We start from the raw sequence: 13,360 nt of genomic DNA on the forward strand, positions 1-13,360 counted from the left end.
GGGTCAGCGCAGGGGGCCTCGGGTAACGGCAGCGCGCATCGTCGCCGGATCTCCGGCCGGGACGAACTCCAACCACCACGTGGCCCCGGCGGCGGCCAGCTCGCCGAGGTAGGCCCGTTCGGCGCGTTCGTCGGAACGGCGTCGCCGGCCGCCGATCGCCACGTCGAACGGCTGACCGTCGGCGCGCGTCGATGGCAGGGCGTTCGCCAGGTCGTGGACCTCGTCGGGGGTGAAGTCGGACCACCCGTCGGTGTCGGTGAGCTTGTACGGCACGATGCGGTCGGCGCGGGCGGCCCGGCGGCGCACCGCCCCGGCCTGGGTGCTCCCGCCGACCCAGACCGGCACCCGCGGCGACTGCACCGGCGCAGGCCGCAGCGACACCCCGTCGGCGCGGTAGTGGGTGCCCTGGTGACTGACCCGCCCACCGCTGAGCAGCCCGGTCAGCAGGTCGAGACCCTCGTCGAGCATCGCGGCCCGCACGGACACCTCGGTCTGCTCGCCGAAGGCGACCAGACCCCGGTCGCCGGGGTCACCGACACCGACCGCCACTGTCGCCCGGCCCGCGCTGAGGTGGTCGAGGGTGAGGACCTCCCGCGCCAACTTCGCCGGGCGGCGTCGGGGCAGCGCGGTGACGGTGGTGCCCAGTCGCACCCGGTCGGTGCGCCCGGCGATCGCGGCGAGGACGAGCCACGGGTCGTAGGTGAACGGCTCGTCGCCGGAATAGTGGATCAGATAGTCCTCCAGGAACACGCCGTCCCAGTCGGCGCGTTCGGCCAGCTCACCCAGCTCGACCAGTGTGGACACCGCGATCGAGGCTCCACCGCAGGAAATCTCCAGACCGTGTCTCATCCGCCGACCGTAGGGCGGGGGCCTGACACTGGGGCGCGGCGAGTGTCGCGGAACCGAAGGTGTCGGGCCCCGGCGGCATACTGCCGGCGTGACAGTTTCTGCCGACCTCGCGATGGTCAACCTCGACAGTTCCGATCCCGCCGGCCACGCCGCGTTCTATCACGAGGCGCTCGGCTGGGAGGTCACCCACAGCCAACCGGAATACGCGATGATCAGCTCCGGTGGTGTCTCCATCGGCTTCGGGCTGGTGGAGGGTTACCGACCGCCCTCCTGGCCGGACGAGACCGGTGACAAGCGCTACCACCTGGATCTTTACGTCGACGACCTGGCGGCGGCGGAGGAGAAGTTCGTTGCCGCTGGCGCGTCGAAGCCGGCCTTCCAGCCCGGTGGTGAGCGGTGGGTGGTGCTTCTCGACCCGATCGGGCAGCCGTTCTGCATCTGCCCCCGCCCGCAGAGCTGACGCGGGCGGACGCAGAGCCGCGGCAGCGCTGCCCGCGCTGCTCAGCCGCGACGACGCGACCGGGCCGCCCACACCGCGTAGGCCGGGTCGCGGTCGAGGTTGTGCCGGTCCCGGTCGTAGCGGCGGGTGGTGCGCGGGTCGGCGTGCCCCATGGCGTCCTGCACGTCCTCCAACGGCACGCCCTCCGAGCGGGCCGTGGTGGCGAAGGCGTGCCGCAGCGAGTGCGGGGACAGCTTCGCCCAGGCCGGGATGCCAGCGGCGCGGGCGAGCCGACGGACCATCCGGAACACCGAGTGCCGGTCCAGCCGGGCACCGCTGGCGGTGACCAGCAGCGGGCCGGTGAGCTGCGACACCGGCACGCCGGTGGTGGCGGCCCGCTGGGCCAGGTAGGCGTCCAGGGCGTGCCCGGTGCCGGGGGTGAGGGCGCGGCGGCGTTGTTTGCCGCCCTTGCCGACGAAACGCACGCTGCGGTGGCCGCGTTCGGTGCCGAGGTCGGTCAGGTCCAGCGAGATCAGCTCCCCGACCCGCAGGCCCAGGTCGGCGAGGAGCGCGAGGGCTGCCCGGTTGCGGACGGCGGTCGCGCCGGTGTCCGCGTCGGCGGCGCTGAGCAGGGCGTCCACCTCCTCGGGGGTGAGCCCGACCGTGGCGGAGTGGTCTCGGTCGACGCGGGGGCGGTCGGCGCCAGAGACCGGGTTGGCCGGCACAGCGCCCAGTTTGACCAGGAAGTCGTACCAACTGGACAGCGCCGAGAGTCGGCGGGCGACTGTCGCCGGGGTCAGTGGGCGGCCACTGCGGGTGCCGAGGCTGCTCTCCAGGGCGCGGGCGTATTCGTTGACGTGCAGGAACGTGGCCCGCAGCGGGTCGAGGTCGTGCCCGCTGCACCAGGTGAGCCAGCCGGTGACGTCACGTCGGTAGGCGTCTCGGGTGTGCTCGGACAGCCGCCGGTTGCGCAGCCACGCCTCGGTGACCTCGACCGGCCCGCTCGGCAGCGCCGGTGGCGCGGACGGGCGGGCGAGCACCGGAGCGTCGGAGAACACCATGTGAAAAAGGCTCTCAGCCTCGGGTGGGATCGGCGTGCAGGCGCGCCGATCCCACCCGTCACCGTGTCGGGTCAGGCTTTGATCTCTCGGCGGGCGGCGCCGTTGGCCTGGATGGTCACCCGGCGGGGCTTGGCGCGCTCGGCCACCGGGATGCGCAGCGTCAGCACCCCGTTCTCGTAGCCGGCCTCCAGCTTGTCGGTGTCGAGCGTGTCGCCGAGGAACAGTTGCCGGGTGAAGGTGCCCATCGGGCGTTCGGCGGCGACCAGCTCGACGCCGTCGCCGGCGGGCCGGCGACGCTCGGCGCGGACGGTGAGCACGTTGCGCTCGACGGTGCAGTCGATGCTGTCCGGGTCGACGCCGGGCAGGTCGAACGCCGCGTAGAAGTGGTCGCCGTCGCGGTAGGCGTCCAGGTGCATCGTCGCGGGACGGGCCGCCGTACCGAAGAACTGCTCGGCGAGCCGGTCAATCTCGCGGAACGGGTCGGTACGCATCAACATGGTCATGCCTCCTCGGATCTCCTGGCCGAAGGTGATGGGTTGAGCCGGGGTGACTCAACTTCCTCTTCTTATTTAGCGCCTTCGGAAGCGAACGTCAACTGCTTCTCGAACCAGTGGTCGGCGTAGGGGCCCTGCGAGTACGCCGGGATCTCCACGTAGCCGTGCCGGGCGTACAGGGCGCGGGCCTCAACCAGGTCGTGGCGGGTGTCGAGCCGGATCCGGTCCGCCCCGGCCGCGCGGGCCTGCTCCTCGACGGCGGCCAGCAGTACGGCGCCCCCACCGGCGCCGCGATGCTCGCCGCGGATGAACACCCGGGTCAGCTCGGCCCATCCCGGTTGCCAGCGCAGCCCGGCGCAGCCGGCCAGGTCGGTGCCGTGGTGGGCGAGCAGGAGCAGCCCGCTCGGCGCGGTCAGGTCGTCGCTGGGCATCTCGGCCAGAGCGGCGTCGACCTCACCGGGCCGGGCCGGGCGACGGTGGTAGCGGACCACCATCTCGGTCATGTACTCGCGCAGCAGCAGCACCGCGTCGGGGTGGTCGGGCCGGCTGGCGCTTGTCGTCCAGGTGGGCCGGGCGGTGACGGTCACCTGTTGATCATCACCGCCCGGTCAACGGCTTTATCCGGTCGCCCGGAAGCCCGGCGTCGTGGGCTCGCCGACCCGCAGCAGCGGCCAGTCGGCCAGGTCCCGCAGCAGCTGCCGGTCGTGGGTGGCGACGACGACAGCGGCACTCGTCGCGCGGATCGCGGCGGTCAGCTCGTCGGCAAGCGTCGACGACAGGTGGTTGGTCGGCTCGTCGAGCAGGATCACTGTGGGCCGCCCGGCCAGCACCAGTGCCAGGTCGAGGCGGCGCTGCTGCCCCTGCGACATCCGCCCGACGGGCGTACGCGTCGCGGCGGAGTCCAGCAGCCCGAGCGATCCGAGCGACACGGCCTCGGCTGCGGGCAGCACTCCGGCGGCCACCAACCGTCCCACGTGGCCGGCGTACACCTCGTCGGCGGTGAGGTCGGGGGCCTGCCCGGCGGTCTCCTGGGTGAGCCGGGCGACCCGGGCCTCCCTCGCCGTCCAGGTGTACCCGACGGAGGGTTCGAGCGCTCCGGCGAGCACCGCGAGCAGTGTGGACTTCCCGGCGCCGTTGGGCCCGGTGACGAGCAGCCGGTCACCGCCGTCGATGGTGAGGTCGACCGGACCAGCGAGCCGCCCGTCGACGGCGACACCCTGCGCGCGTAGCTGCGGCGCGCCCCGCCGTACGCCGAGGTCCGGCAACCGCAGCGTCGGCGGTGGTTCCGGTACGTCGATCCGGTGTGCCTGGAGCGCGTCCTGCTGCCGGTTCAGGGCCTGCACGACGCCCGGCGCGCGGGACTGGCGCTGGTGCTTGCCGGTCCCCTTGTCCGGTCGCCAGCCGGTGGAGAGCCGGTCGCGGGCCTTCGACACCGCGTCCTGGAGTCGTCGACGCTCGGTCTGCTGCTGCTCGTACTCCTGCTCCCAGTGCTCCCGCTCGCGACGGCGGGCGTCCTGCCAGGCGTCATAACCGCCGGCGTGGAGCCGCGCCTTCGCGTCGTGGGTGGGGTCGAGGTCGAGGAACCGGTCCGCGACGTCGCGTAGCAGCGCCCGGTCGTGGCTGACGATGGCGAGACCGCCGGCGTGCTCGCGGAGCCGGCGGGTCAGGAAGTCCAGGCCGCCGGCGTCGAGGTGGTTGGTCGGCTCGTCGAGCAGCAGCACATCGTGGCGGGCGCCGAGCAGGCACGCCAGCCGCACCCGGTAGCGCTGCCCCACCGACAGCGTCGCCAGCGGGCGGTCGCGGTCGGTGCAGGCGTCGAGGGCCTCCAGTGCCACGTCGACGCGGCGCTCGGCGTCCCACGCGTCGAGGCGGGTGGCCGCGTCGAGCGCGGCGGCGTAGCGGTCCTCGGCGCTCAAGGCGCCAGCGGTCAGGGCGAGGGTCGCCTCGTCCAGCGCGGCGAGGGCGGTGAGCGACGCGGCGAGGGCCTCGGACGTGAGGGTGCCGACCGTCTCGCCGTCGCGGGCGGGTAGCTCCTGGCGGGCCAGTCCGATCGTGCCGGCCCGCCGCACGGTGCCGCCGTCCGGCGTGATCAGCCCGGCGAGGACGTGCAGGAGCGTCGTCTTGCCGCGGCCGTTCTCGCCGACGACCGCCACCCTCGAACGGGCGGAGACGGTGACCGAGACGTCGGTCAGGACGCGACGGGACCCGCGGGTCACTGTGACGTCGGTGGCGCGGACGTGCGCGCTGCCGGCCTCGACGGGCCGGGACATGGTTTCGGGGTTCGGTGTGAGGTTCAACGGTGCTCCGCAGCTCGCGATGGAGCCGGGCAGCAGGTGACGGCCGCCCGGCGGGAACCGGGACGGCGAGCGCGAATTCAGCAGAACGAAGGGCGCCGCCGTCAGCGGGCGGAGCGGACCTTCTGCGACCAGATACCTCGTGCCATGACGGCGATGCTAGCAACCTCGGCGCGTCGAGTCCTGAGGGTTTCGCCCACCCCGTGGTCAGCGCGACACGAGGTGGGCGGGGGAATACCAGCGTGCCGTCTACCGGCGGGGGCGGGGCAGTAGGGCGATCAACGCGACTGCCACGGCCACGTGCGTCGCGCCGAGAGCGAGCTTGGCGCCGCCGGTGGCGTCGACGCTGAGCACGGGGACGAAGGACAGCACCGTCACGACGATGGCCAGCGAGATCCAGACCGGTCGAGCGACCCGGCTGGCGAACCGCTCCAGCAGCGCCAGCGACGCCCAGCCGAGCAGGGCGGCCACCAGGGCGATCATGACGATCGCGCCGGCCCCGATGACAGTGGCGGGCTGGCCCGGGCTCTCGACGGTGTAGTCGACTCCGGCCAACGCGCCGATCGCCCAGATGGCCAGTGGGGCCACGACAGCGGCGGCGACGCCGAGGGCGCGGCGGCGCAGTAATGAGGGGGCAGAGGTCGTGACGGTGGCAGCACTCATGACGGCTCCTCGTTCAGGGGAAACGAACGAGTACGACCGTAACAGATAGTCTTGTACGGAACTATCTTTCTCGGAACTAGCAGCCGGAACGGGCCCCCGGCGCGTACGGGGAGGTGTTGGCCAGTGGCCCGCTCACCAACCCCAGGAGAGCCCGCAGGAACACTTCCCGGTCCTGCTCGGGCAGGGTTGCCAGCAGGTCGTCCTGAATGCGTCGGACCACCTGTTGCGCTTGCCGCAGCACCTGCTCACCCGCCGGAGTCACAGCGACCACCCGGGCCCGCCGGTCCGTTGGCACCGGGCGACGCTCGGCCAGCCCGGCCCGTTCCAACTGGTCGAGCGTCACCACCATCGTGGTCTTGTCCACACCGCACCGCTCGCCGATCTCCCGCTGGGTCAGCTCGCCGGTGTGGGCCTGCGCCAGCACGTAGTGCGCCCGCGGCGAGATGCCCAGCTCGGCCAGCCCGGCGGCGTGCTCGGTCTGCAACGCGTGACTCGCCCAGGAGAGCAGAAACAACAGGTCCGGCGGGCCATCGGACGGCGTGCAGGAGGTCATGCGCCGAGGCTAGCAAGATCCTCCGCGACCAGACGGTTCCCGTGGTCGACGTTCAGAGCCGCTGGTAGATGCCGTGCTCGCGGGTGAGCAACTGCTCGTCGATCAGATACCGGCGCAGCGTCGCGTGATCCGACCCGCCTGCGGCGCACCACGGCTTGAGCGCGTCGTCGACGGCCCGCTCCGGATAGCGGGTGCCCGGCTCGAACGACTGCTCGGCGATGTGCGCGAGCAGGACCCGACGCCGGCCGCGCTGTGCCGGCAGGCTCACCAGGACGCCCGCCCGCAGGAAGGTCCGCAGGACCGGGTCGACGCCGGGGTCGGCGTCGTCGGCCGGGCGGCTGTCACGCGCGGCGGCCCGCAGCGACGCCTCGTCGGCCGCGAGGGCGCCGTCGGCGCCGGTGACAAGGCCCGCGTCGGTGAGCCGGCGGACCCCGGTGAGCACCACCCGCGCCGGCAGGCCGGTCCGCGTGGCGACCTCGGTCGCGCTGGTCGCACCCAGCACGATCGCCGCGAAGATCCGTCGCCGTCCGTCGTCGGCCAGGGCACCGGCCAGCACATGCGCAGTCACGCCGGTCACCCTCGCATCAGCGGTACGCGCGCCGCCAGGCGATTTTCGGCCCCGCTCAGTCGGCCTGCGGCGTGCTCGGTGGTTCTTCGGCGACGAGCAGCACCCGGCGCAGCAGGGTGCTGAGGTGTCGTCGTTCGGTCGGGGTGAGCGCGCCGAGCAGGCGATGCTCCTCGGCGCCCTGGACCTCCATCGCCCCGCGCCAGGCGGCCTGGCCCGCCTCGGTGAGCTCCACGTCGACGCGTCGACGGTCGACTGTCGACGGAATCCGGCGGACGAAGCCCCGTCGCAGCAGCGCGTCGACCCGCGCGGTGATCGAGGCGGGGGCCATCGTGAGGTCCGCAGCGAGGTCAGAGGGTGCGGCCCGGCCACCGCGGCCGGCCAGGGCGTGCAGGGTGTCGTACTCGTGGGCCGGCAGGTCGAGGTCGACCAGGACCCGCTCCTTGACGGCCCGCAGGTGCCGGGTCAGTCGGATCATCCTGGTCACCGCCCCCTCGACGTCCGCGTCGAGGTCGGGCACCACGGGCAGCCAACGCTCGATGTGTCGGTCGACGGCGTCCGGAGTGGTGGTCACCGTGCCACCTTACCTCAGCGCCGAAATATTCATTGTCAAAATATTCGACGCCGAAGTATATTCGGGCCATGGCTCACCCACTGCGCGACCACTCCTTCCGGCTGCTCTTCCTGGGGCGCACCATCTCCGCCCTCGGCGACGCGGTGGTGCCCGCCGCCCTGGCGCTGGCCGTGCTGCGGGCCACCGAATCCACCGGCGCGCTGGCCGTCGTCCTCGCCGCGGCGGTCGTGCCCCGGCTGGTCCTGCTGCCGTTCGGCGGGGTGGTGGCCGACCGGTTCGACGCCCGCCGGGTCGCCCTCCTGGCCGACCTGGTCCGCTGCGCCACGCAGCTCGCGGTCGGCGTGGAACTGCTCGGCGGCGACCCGTCGCTGACCACAGTGGTGGTGGCGTCCGCGCTCGGCGGCACCGCCTCGGCGTTCGCCATCCCTACCGCCTCCCCGCTGGTCGCCGGCACCGTCGAACCGGCCGAGCGGCAGCGCGCGAACGCGCTGATGGGAATCACCGCCAACACCAGCCGCCTCGCCGGCCCGGCCTTGGCCGGCGCGCTGATCTGGGCCGCCGGGCCCGGCTGGGCGTTCATCCTGGACGGCGCGTCGTTCGCGCTCAGCGCCACGCTGCTCGCGCTGGTGCGGGTCCGCCACGTGCCGGTCCCCCGCCGCTCCGTCCTCGCCGACCTGCGACACGGCTTCGGCGAGGTACGCGCCCGCGACTGGTTCTGGACCAGCCTGCTCGGGCACGGCGTCTGGAACGGCGCCGCCGCCGTGCTGATGACCCTCGGGCCGGCCGTCGCCATCGACCGTCTCGGCGGCGAGACGACCTGGGTGCTGCTGTTGCAGGCCGGCGCGATCGGAATGCTGACCGGATCGCTGCTGGCCGGGCGGGTCCGGCTGCACCGACCGGTGCTGCTGGCCAACCTCGGGCTGGCCTGCTACGCCGCCCCGCTGTTCCTGCTCGCCGTCGCCGCGCCCGCCCCCGCGGTCATCGCCGCCTACGCGGTGGCGCTGACCGCCCTCGGTTACCTCAACCCGGTGTGGGAGACCGTCGTGCAGCACCACTTCCCGCCGGAGGTCCTGGCCCGGGTCACCTCCTACGACTGGCTGGTGTCGCTGGGTGCCATGCCGCTGGGCTACGCGCTGGCGCCGTTGGCCGCCGACGCGTTCAGCGCACCCGTCCCGCTGGCCGTCGCCGGCCTGCTGGTGCTCGCCTCCTGCGCGGGAACCGCCCTCGTTCCCGGCGTACGCCGCCTCACCTGGCCGACCACCCCGCAACCGCAGGCGCAGGCGGCGCAACCCGCCGATGTCCGTTGATCCGGGCCGTTCGCGGCCGGTGACGGGCTGACGCGCAAGGACCTCGACCAGCGCGGGAGTCGGTGTGCGGGATGCTGACCGGACTCCGGCAGGCAGGGCGACACCACCCGGTGCCCCCCAACGCACAGGGCTGGCACGGCCCGTTGGGCTGCGGTGGCCGGGGTGGGGTGCGTCGCCGCACCCCACCCCGGATCAGTTCAGAGTTCCCGGTAGTAGACGGCGATCGGTAGCGGTGTGCAGCCGAGTGCTTCGTACAGGGCTCGGGCGGGCGCGTGGAATCCGTCCCCACCCGTGCCGATAGTGACGACCTCGGCGCCGAGGTCCCGCATCGCGGCGAACGCGTGCTCGCACAGCACGGTGCCCGCCCCGAGCCGGCGGTGCTCCGCGGAGACGGCGAGGATCGTGACGCTGGCATCTCGGCGCTCAGGCTGCACCGCCCAGGCCACGTAGCCGGCGATGGCGCCGTTGATCTCGGCGACCGCGACGTACCTGTGCTCGGCGGGGTCGTGGAGCTGGGCAACCTGCGTGACGTAGTCGTCGCGCCACCTGCCGTGCTGGTTGGAGAAGACGACCTCCCCCACGAGCGGGCGGAAGGAGTCCTCGTGGAACGGCCCGAACGTCTCGATGGTCAGTTCGGTGAGCCGGGTCAGGTCATGCTGAAGAAACGAGCGGATACGCATGTGAGTGTGCCTCTCGAACTGAGGTTCTGAAAGCCAACAAATCGGGCATCAGATGGTCAGCTGGCGGCCGGAACGGCGGCGAGCCGATTCCTCAGTGGCGGGTACGCCAAGCAGCGAAGCAACTCATGGTCGAAATCCTACGGGGCGCGGCAACCGCATTCGCGGCACAAGCGTCCGCGAAGGCTGCGGGGACGAGATCTCAAAGGCCAGCATGGGCCGTCGGGGTGAGCTACCGGAGACCGTCGGCGTCACGGGTCATCGTGACGAAGCCACGCCAGGACTGCGCGCTGAACGTCAGCGTGCCGCCGTCGCGGTCCTTCGTGTCGCGGACCAGGACCACGCCCGGAAGGTTGTCGGCAACCTCGACACAGTTGCCACCGTTACCGCCGCTCCTCGTGCTCTTCCGCCACCGCGCACCGGTCATGTCCATGATGCCGCCGCTTCTCTGAGAAGGTCCAACGAACGCCCTCGGGGCAGGGCCTCGCCGCGAATACGCTCCCACCGCCGTTCCAGGCTAACAAGATCCGACGTTTGATCGAGGATCTGCGCCTGTGCCGCGCTGTCGACGTGCGCGACCCGTGACCCGTCCGGCATATCGACGATGGTGAACGGCCCGTCGAGCCCGGGGTAGCTTGGCGCGTCCGCCGGAACGACGTGCAGCTGGATGGTGCCGGTCTCGGTGTAACCCACCAGGCGCGCGAGCTGCGCCGCCATCAACGCCCGGTCGTCACCGACGCGCCGCCTCAGCACCGCCTCGTCGAGTACGGCGATCAGCAGTGGCCCACCGCTGTGGCCGAGAATCGCCTGCCGGGCGATGCGTGCGTCGGCGAATTCGGCGACCGCCTCCGGCGACAGCACCCCACCGGCCAGCGTCGCCCGGGCGTACGCCTCGGTCTGCAGCAGCCCGGGCACCCACGTGAGCTCGAACGATCGCAGCGTCACGGCCTCGCGTTCGAGGTCGACCCAGGGCCGGAACCACACCGGTTCGCGGCGACGGACCACGTCCGGCCACAGCGCGTCGGCGTCCTTCGCCAGCAGGCCCGCGACTGTCGCACGGTGGCGGCTCTGGGGAATGTGGCCCGGGTTCGCCCACCTGGCGACGGTCTTCGGGTGCACGCCGAGCTGGCCCGCGAGGCTCTCGGCGGTGTGACCCGCCGCAGCCAGCGCCGCGACAAAGGCATGGTTCATGCCGTCCCTCCCCTGGAACAAATCCACTGCGATGAAGAGGTTACGTAACGCTGTGTGTTTGTCCAGCAACCCCCGGCAAAGTGCGGTGTAGACGGCGCTGCGACGAGGAGGAGAAGCTGTGCAGAACGAGATACAGGGCGCTCTCAGAGCCGGTGACATGGTCCTGCTGACCACCGCGGCCAGCGTTCAATTCCGGAAACCGATCGTCGTGCGGGTCATCCGCGAACTGGCCGACCGGTACACGTACGACGGTTGGCTCTGGCTCGACGCCTACCAACTCGACAGGAAGGGAGACGCCGTCGCGCGCCGCGAGCTGTACGTGCGGCGCGCCGGCGTGCAGGCTGCGTCCGTACCCCTTCGGCGCCGCGCGATGGTGGGGGTCAGCTGATGCCCGAGCGACCGAACCACTCTCCACTGCGGCCGTCCTGGCGCTGCCCGGTCTGCGGCATCCTGTGGCCGTGTTCGGCCGCGAAGCTGCGCCTGCTCGGCCAGTATCGCGAGGACCGGCCGGGCCTGTTGGTCCACCTGGCGAAGGTCCAGGAGGAAGCCCGCGCCGATCTCACCCGGCTCAACCCGGACGTCGCACTGCCCGATCTGACCCCGCGTTTCGTCGGCTGGGCCGAAGCCCGCTGAACGACCGGCCCCCTGCGGGACGGATCCACCGGGCAAAGTTGCCGGGACCGGTAAACCTCGCGAGCGCACCCGGTGTCTTGCTGGTTGACGAGGCCGGGAGGTCAGATGAGGGATTCGCGCGGGGCGGAGTTCGACGACTTCGTTCGCACACGGTCGGCGGTGCTGTTGCGGGTCGCCTTCCTGCTGACCGGGGACCGGCACGCCGCCGAGGACCTGCTCCAGGAGGTGCTGGAGCAGGTGTACGTGCGCTGGCGGCGGGTGCAGAGCAGCCCGGAGGCGTACGCGCGACGTGCGCTGGTCAACCGGTCGATCAACCGGTGGCGGTGGCGTGCGCGCCGTCCGGAACAGTCACTGGGCGACCACGACGGGGTTGCCCGCGACCACGCCGACGCAGTGGCGGTTCGCGAACTGGTCGTCGGGGCGCTGCGGGCGCTGCCGGCTCGGCAGCGGGCCGCTGTCGTGCTCCGGTACCTGGAAGACCTGCCGGTCGTCGACGTTGCGGCGGCGATGGGCTGCTCAGAGGGTGCGGTGAAGAGTCACGCCTCCCGTGGGTTGGCTCGGCTGCGAGAGGCGCTGGACGGGTCGAACCTCGTCATACCCATCACTGGAACCGGGAGTTCGCGATGACCATGAACGACAGTGACGTACGCGGCATCCTGCATCGCGCTACGGACGACCTGGTCAGCCCGCCGGGCCTGCTCGCTGAGGTGCGTCGGGGTGGGCGGCGGCGGGTGGTGCGTCGGCGAGTGGTGTTGGCGGCGCTCTGCGCGGCAGTGGTGGCCGTGCCCATGGGTGGCGTCCTCGACCTGCCCGGCGACGCCGGAGACACCCGTGCCGCTTCACCGCTGCTCGACCAGCCCACTCGCGGTGATCTGGCCGCCGACGAGGGATACCTGCGGCAGGTCCGCCAGGTGTGGCAGCGCCGGATCAAGGAGGCCGGGGATCGGACGCGCGGCGAGCCGCACGTCGTGTGGGCAGGAGGTACGCCGGCTGGCCCGGCCGCCTACGTGGCCCAAGCCACCGCGCACGGCACGACTGTGGGGTTCCTCGAACCCACCGCTGGTGGCCCGCGCGTGCGCACCCTGACGCAGGCCACCAGCAACGAAACGGACGGCCTCGAGCAGGCGGTACTGCTCGGATCGCAGCGCGACGTGCTCCTTGTGCTCGACTTCGGGCAACCGGTGGAGTTCTCCGCGCAGCTGAGGTACGAGCCCGATGGAAAGGTCGAGCGGACCTTCGAGCCGGTGGTGTTCCGAGACGGTGCGGCGGTGTTGTCGGTGCCGCCACAGCGCACGAAGCTCACCGTCGCGCTCTCCAGGACTCCCGTCGAACGGCAGAACATGATTCACATCGACGGTACGAGCGAGATCCTCTTCCCCGACAACAAGGATCGGCCCGCGCCACCGCTTCTCCGCCACACGTTGCCCGGTGCGGTGCAGGTCTGGGGCACCGACCCGGCTGCCACAGAGGTGAACGCGCCGACCGAAGCCCTCGCCGAATACTTCGACCCGGTCGGAGTGCACACGCACAACGGATCTCCCCTCCTGTGGGTCTACGGGGCAACCCCCGACGGCCAGCGGCTCCTCGTAACAACCGTCCAGTACGACGACGACCCGTCCCGCGTCATCGCGTTGCTCGCCCGCACATATCTGCCGTTCGAGGCGGTGGCCAGCACGACCGCGGACTGGTCGGCACCCCTGCCTGTGCGGCTACGACTGCCCGACGACCAGGGCGTTCTCGTCGCCGCCGAGGGGTCAGCGCTGAGCTTCCGGGTCGACGACGGCCAGTGGCAGGACGTCGGCCGCGACGCGGCACTGCTGCCCGCGACAGCGACCGAGGTACGGGTCACCGACGCCAGCGGGGCCACCACCACCGTTCCGGTCGCTTCCTGAATCAGCTCCCGACAACGGTAAATGCCGCGCTCACCGACGCTCTCCTGGCTACCTTCACCCACAGGCTGGTTCACCCGTCCCGGGTATCGGCGGCACGACGCCTCACCCCAGCCCTCGGCGACAGGGGACCTTCGAGATGTCCGGCGCAGCGTGTGCCACGGCAGACGC

General features: G+C 72.0%; 18 protein-coding genes. 6 read left to right on the forward strand and 12 right to left on the reverse strand.

Going from position 1 to position 13,360, the window contains the following annotated elements; genetic code table 11:
* Positions 1-3: 3 nt before the first annotated feature.
* Positions 4-849: an LLM class flavin-dependent oxidoreductase gene (locus tag ACFYPG_RS00375; protein WP_387349226.1), complete on the reverse strand. Its 846-nt coding sequence runs from the start codon at positions 847-849 to the stop codon at positions 4-6.
* A gap of 88 nt (positions 850-937) precedes the next feature.
* Between ACFYPG_RS00375 and ACFYPG_RS00380 the strand changes: the two genes are divergently transcribed.
* Complete coding sequence (locus ACFYPG_RS00380) at positions 938-1,309, forward strand: VOC family protein (RefSeq protein ID WP_355007515.1); 372 nt, start codon at positions 938-940, stop codon at positions 1,307-1,309.
* Between the two features lie 41 nt (positions 1,310-1,350).
* Here the strand turns inward: ACFYPG_RS00380 and ACFYPG_RS00385 are convergent, their stop codons facing one another.
* The 8 genes from ACFYPG_RS00385 to ACFYPG_RS00420 all read right to left on the reverse strand — a co-directional run bounded on the left by ACFYPG_RS00385 (position 1,351) and on the right by ACFYPG_RS00420 (position 7,492).
* Complete coding sequence (locus ACFYPG_RS00385; protein WP_387349228.1) at positions 1,351-2,349, reverse strand: tyrosine-type recombinase/integrase; 999 nt, start codon at positions 2,347-2,349, stop codon at positions 1,351-1,353.
* A 71-nt stretch (positions 2,350-2,420) separates the two neighbouring features.
* Positions 2,421-2,846, reverse strand: a complete 426-nt coding sequence (locus ACFYPG_RS00390; protein ID WP_355007589.1) for an Hsp20/alpha crystallin family protein — start codon at positions 2,844-2,846, stop codon at positions 2,421-2,423.
* 68 nt (positions 2,847-2,914) lie between these two features.
* Positions 2,915-3,430 carry a GNAT family N-acetyltransferase gene (locus ACFYPG_RS00395; RefSeq protein WP_387349230.1) on the reverse strand — a complete coding sequence of 172 codons (516 nt, stop codon included), beginning with the start codon at positions 3,428-3,430 and terminating at the stop codon, positions 2,915-2,917.
* 30 nt (positions 3,431-3,460) lie between these two features.
* On the reverse strand, positions 3,461-5,140 hold the full coding sequence (locus ACFYPG_RS00400; RefSeq protein ID WP_387349232.1) for an ABC-F family ATP-binding cassette domain-containing protein: 1,680 nt from the start codon (positions 5,138-5,140) through the stop codon (positions 3,461-3,463).
* Positions 5,141-5,386: 246 nt separating this feature from the next.
* Positions 5,387-5,800, reverse strand: coding sequence for a DUF6069 family protein (locus ACFYPG_RS00405; protein WP_387349234.1), 414 nt, complete (start codon positions 5,798-5,800; stop codon positions 5,387-5,389).
* A 76-nt stretch (positions 5,801-5,876) separates the two neighbouring features.
* A complete protein-coding gene (locus tag ACFYPG_RS00410; RefSeq protein ID WP_387349235.1) occupies positions 5,877-6,353 on the reverse strand; it encodes a MarR family winged helix-turn-helix transcriptional regulator in 477 nt (158 codons plus the stop codon).
* A 52-nt stretch (positions 6,354-6,405) separates the two neighbouring features.
* Positions 6,406-6,921, reverse strand: coding sequence for a DUF2087 domain-containing protein (locus ACFYPG_RS00415; protein WP_387349237.1), 516 nt, complete (start codon positions 6,919-6,921; stop codon positions 6,406-6,408).
* A gap of 55 nt (positions 6,922-6,976) precedes the next feature.
* A complete protein-coding gene (locus tag ACFYPG_RS00420; protein ID WP_387349239.1) occupies positions 6,977-7,492 on the reverse strand; it encodes a MarR family winged helix-turn-helix transcriptional regulator in 516 nt (171 codons plus the stop codon).
* Positions 7,493-7,560: 68 nt separating this feature from the next.
* Here ACFYPG_RS00420 and ACFYPG_RS00425 point away from each other — a divergent pair, with 68 nt between their 5' ends.
* Positions 7,561-8,799 carry an MFS transporter gene (locus ACFYPG_RS00425; protein ID WP_387349241.1) on the forward strand — a complete coding sequence of 413 codons (1,239 nt, stop codon included), beginning with the start codon at positions 7,561-7,563 and terminating at the stop codon, positions 8,797-8,799.
* Positions 8,800-8,996: 197 nt separating this feature from the next.
* Here the strand turns inward: ACFYPG_RS00425 and ACFYPG_RS00430 are convergent, their stop codons facing one another.
* The 3 genes from ACFYPG_RS00430 to ACFYPG_RS00440 form a co-directional block, all read right to left on the reverse strand.
* Positions 8,997-9,479 carry a GNAT family N-acetyltransferase gene (locus ACFYPG_RS00430; protein ID WP_355007507.1) on the reverse strand — a complete coding sequence of 161 codons (483 nt, stop codon included), beginning with the start codon at positions 9,477-9,479 and terminating at the stop codon, positions 8,997-8,999.
* A 229-nt stretch (positions 9,480-9,708) separates the two neighbouring features.
* The gene (locus ACFYPG_RS00435; RefSeq protein WP_355007506.1) at positions 9,709-9,909 is read right to left on the reverse strand and encodes a DUF397 domain-containing protein; all 201 of its coding nucleotides are present in this window, start codon (positions 9,907-9,909) and stop codon (positions 9,709-9,711) included.
* Entirely contained in the window at positions 9,900-10,667 is a 768-nt protein-coding gene (locus tag ACFYPG_RS00440; protein ID WP_355007588.1) for a DUF5753 domain-containing protein, read from the reverse strand. Before ACFYPG_RS00440 ends, ACFYPG_RS00435 begins: the two co-directional genes overlap by 10 nt.
* 157 nt (positions 10,668-10,824) lie before the next feature.
* Between ACFYPG_RS00440 and ACFYPG_RS00445 the strand changes: the two genes are divergently transcribed.
* The 4 genes from ACFYPG_RS00445 to ACFYPG_RS00460 all read left to right on the forward strand — a co-directional run bounded on the left by ACFYPG_RS00445 (position 10,825) and on the right by ACFYPG_RS00460 (position 13,192).
* Positions 10,825-11,055: a hypothetical protein gene (locus ACFYPG_RS00445; RefSeq protein WP_355007587.1), complete on the forward strand. Its 231-nt coding sequence runs from the start codon at positions 10,825-10,827 to the stop codon at positions 11,053-11,055.
* Positions 11,055-11,300 (forward strand): flavin reductase, encoded by a 246-nt coding sequence (locus tag ACFYPG_RS00450; protein WP_355007505.1) that lies wholly within the window; start codon positions 11,055-11,057, stop codon positions 11,298-11,300. Before ACFYPG_RS00445 ends, ACFYPG_RS00450 begins: the two co-directional genes overlap by 1 nt.
* Positions 11,301-11,405: 105 nt before the next feature.
* Positions 11,406-11,927 (forward strand): SigE family RNA polymerase sigma factor, encoded by a 522-nt coding sequence (locus tag ACFYPG_RS00455; protein ID WP_355007504.1) that lies wholly within the window; start codon positions 11,406-11,408, stop codon positions 11,925-11,927.
* Positions 11,924-13,192 carry a hypothetical protein gene (locus tag ACFYPG_RS00460; protein ID WP_387349243.1) on the forward strand — a complete coding sequence of 423 codons (1,269 nt, stop codon included), beginning with the start codon at positions 11,924-11,926 and terminating at the stop codon, positions 13,190-13,192. Before ACFYPG_RS00455 ends, ACFYPG_RS00460 begins: the two co-directional genes overlap by 4 nt.
* Positions 13,193-13,360: the final 168 nt, after the last annotated feature.

Source organism: Micromonospora sp. NPDC005553, from assembly GCF_042871765.1.
GTDB lineage: Bacteria > Actinomycetota > Actinomycetes > Mycobacteriales > Micromonosporaceae > Micromonospora.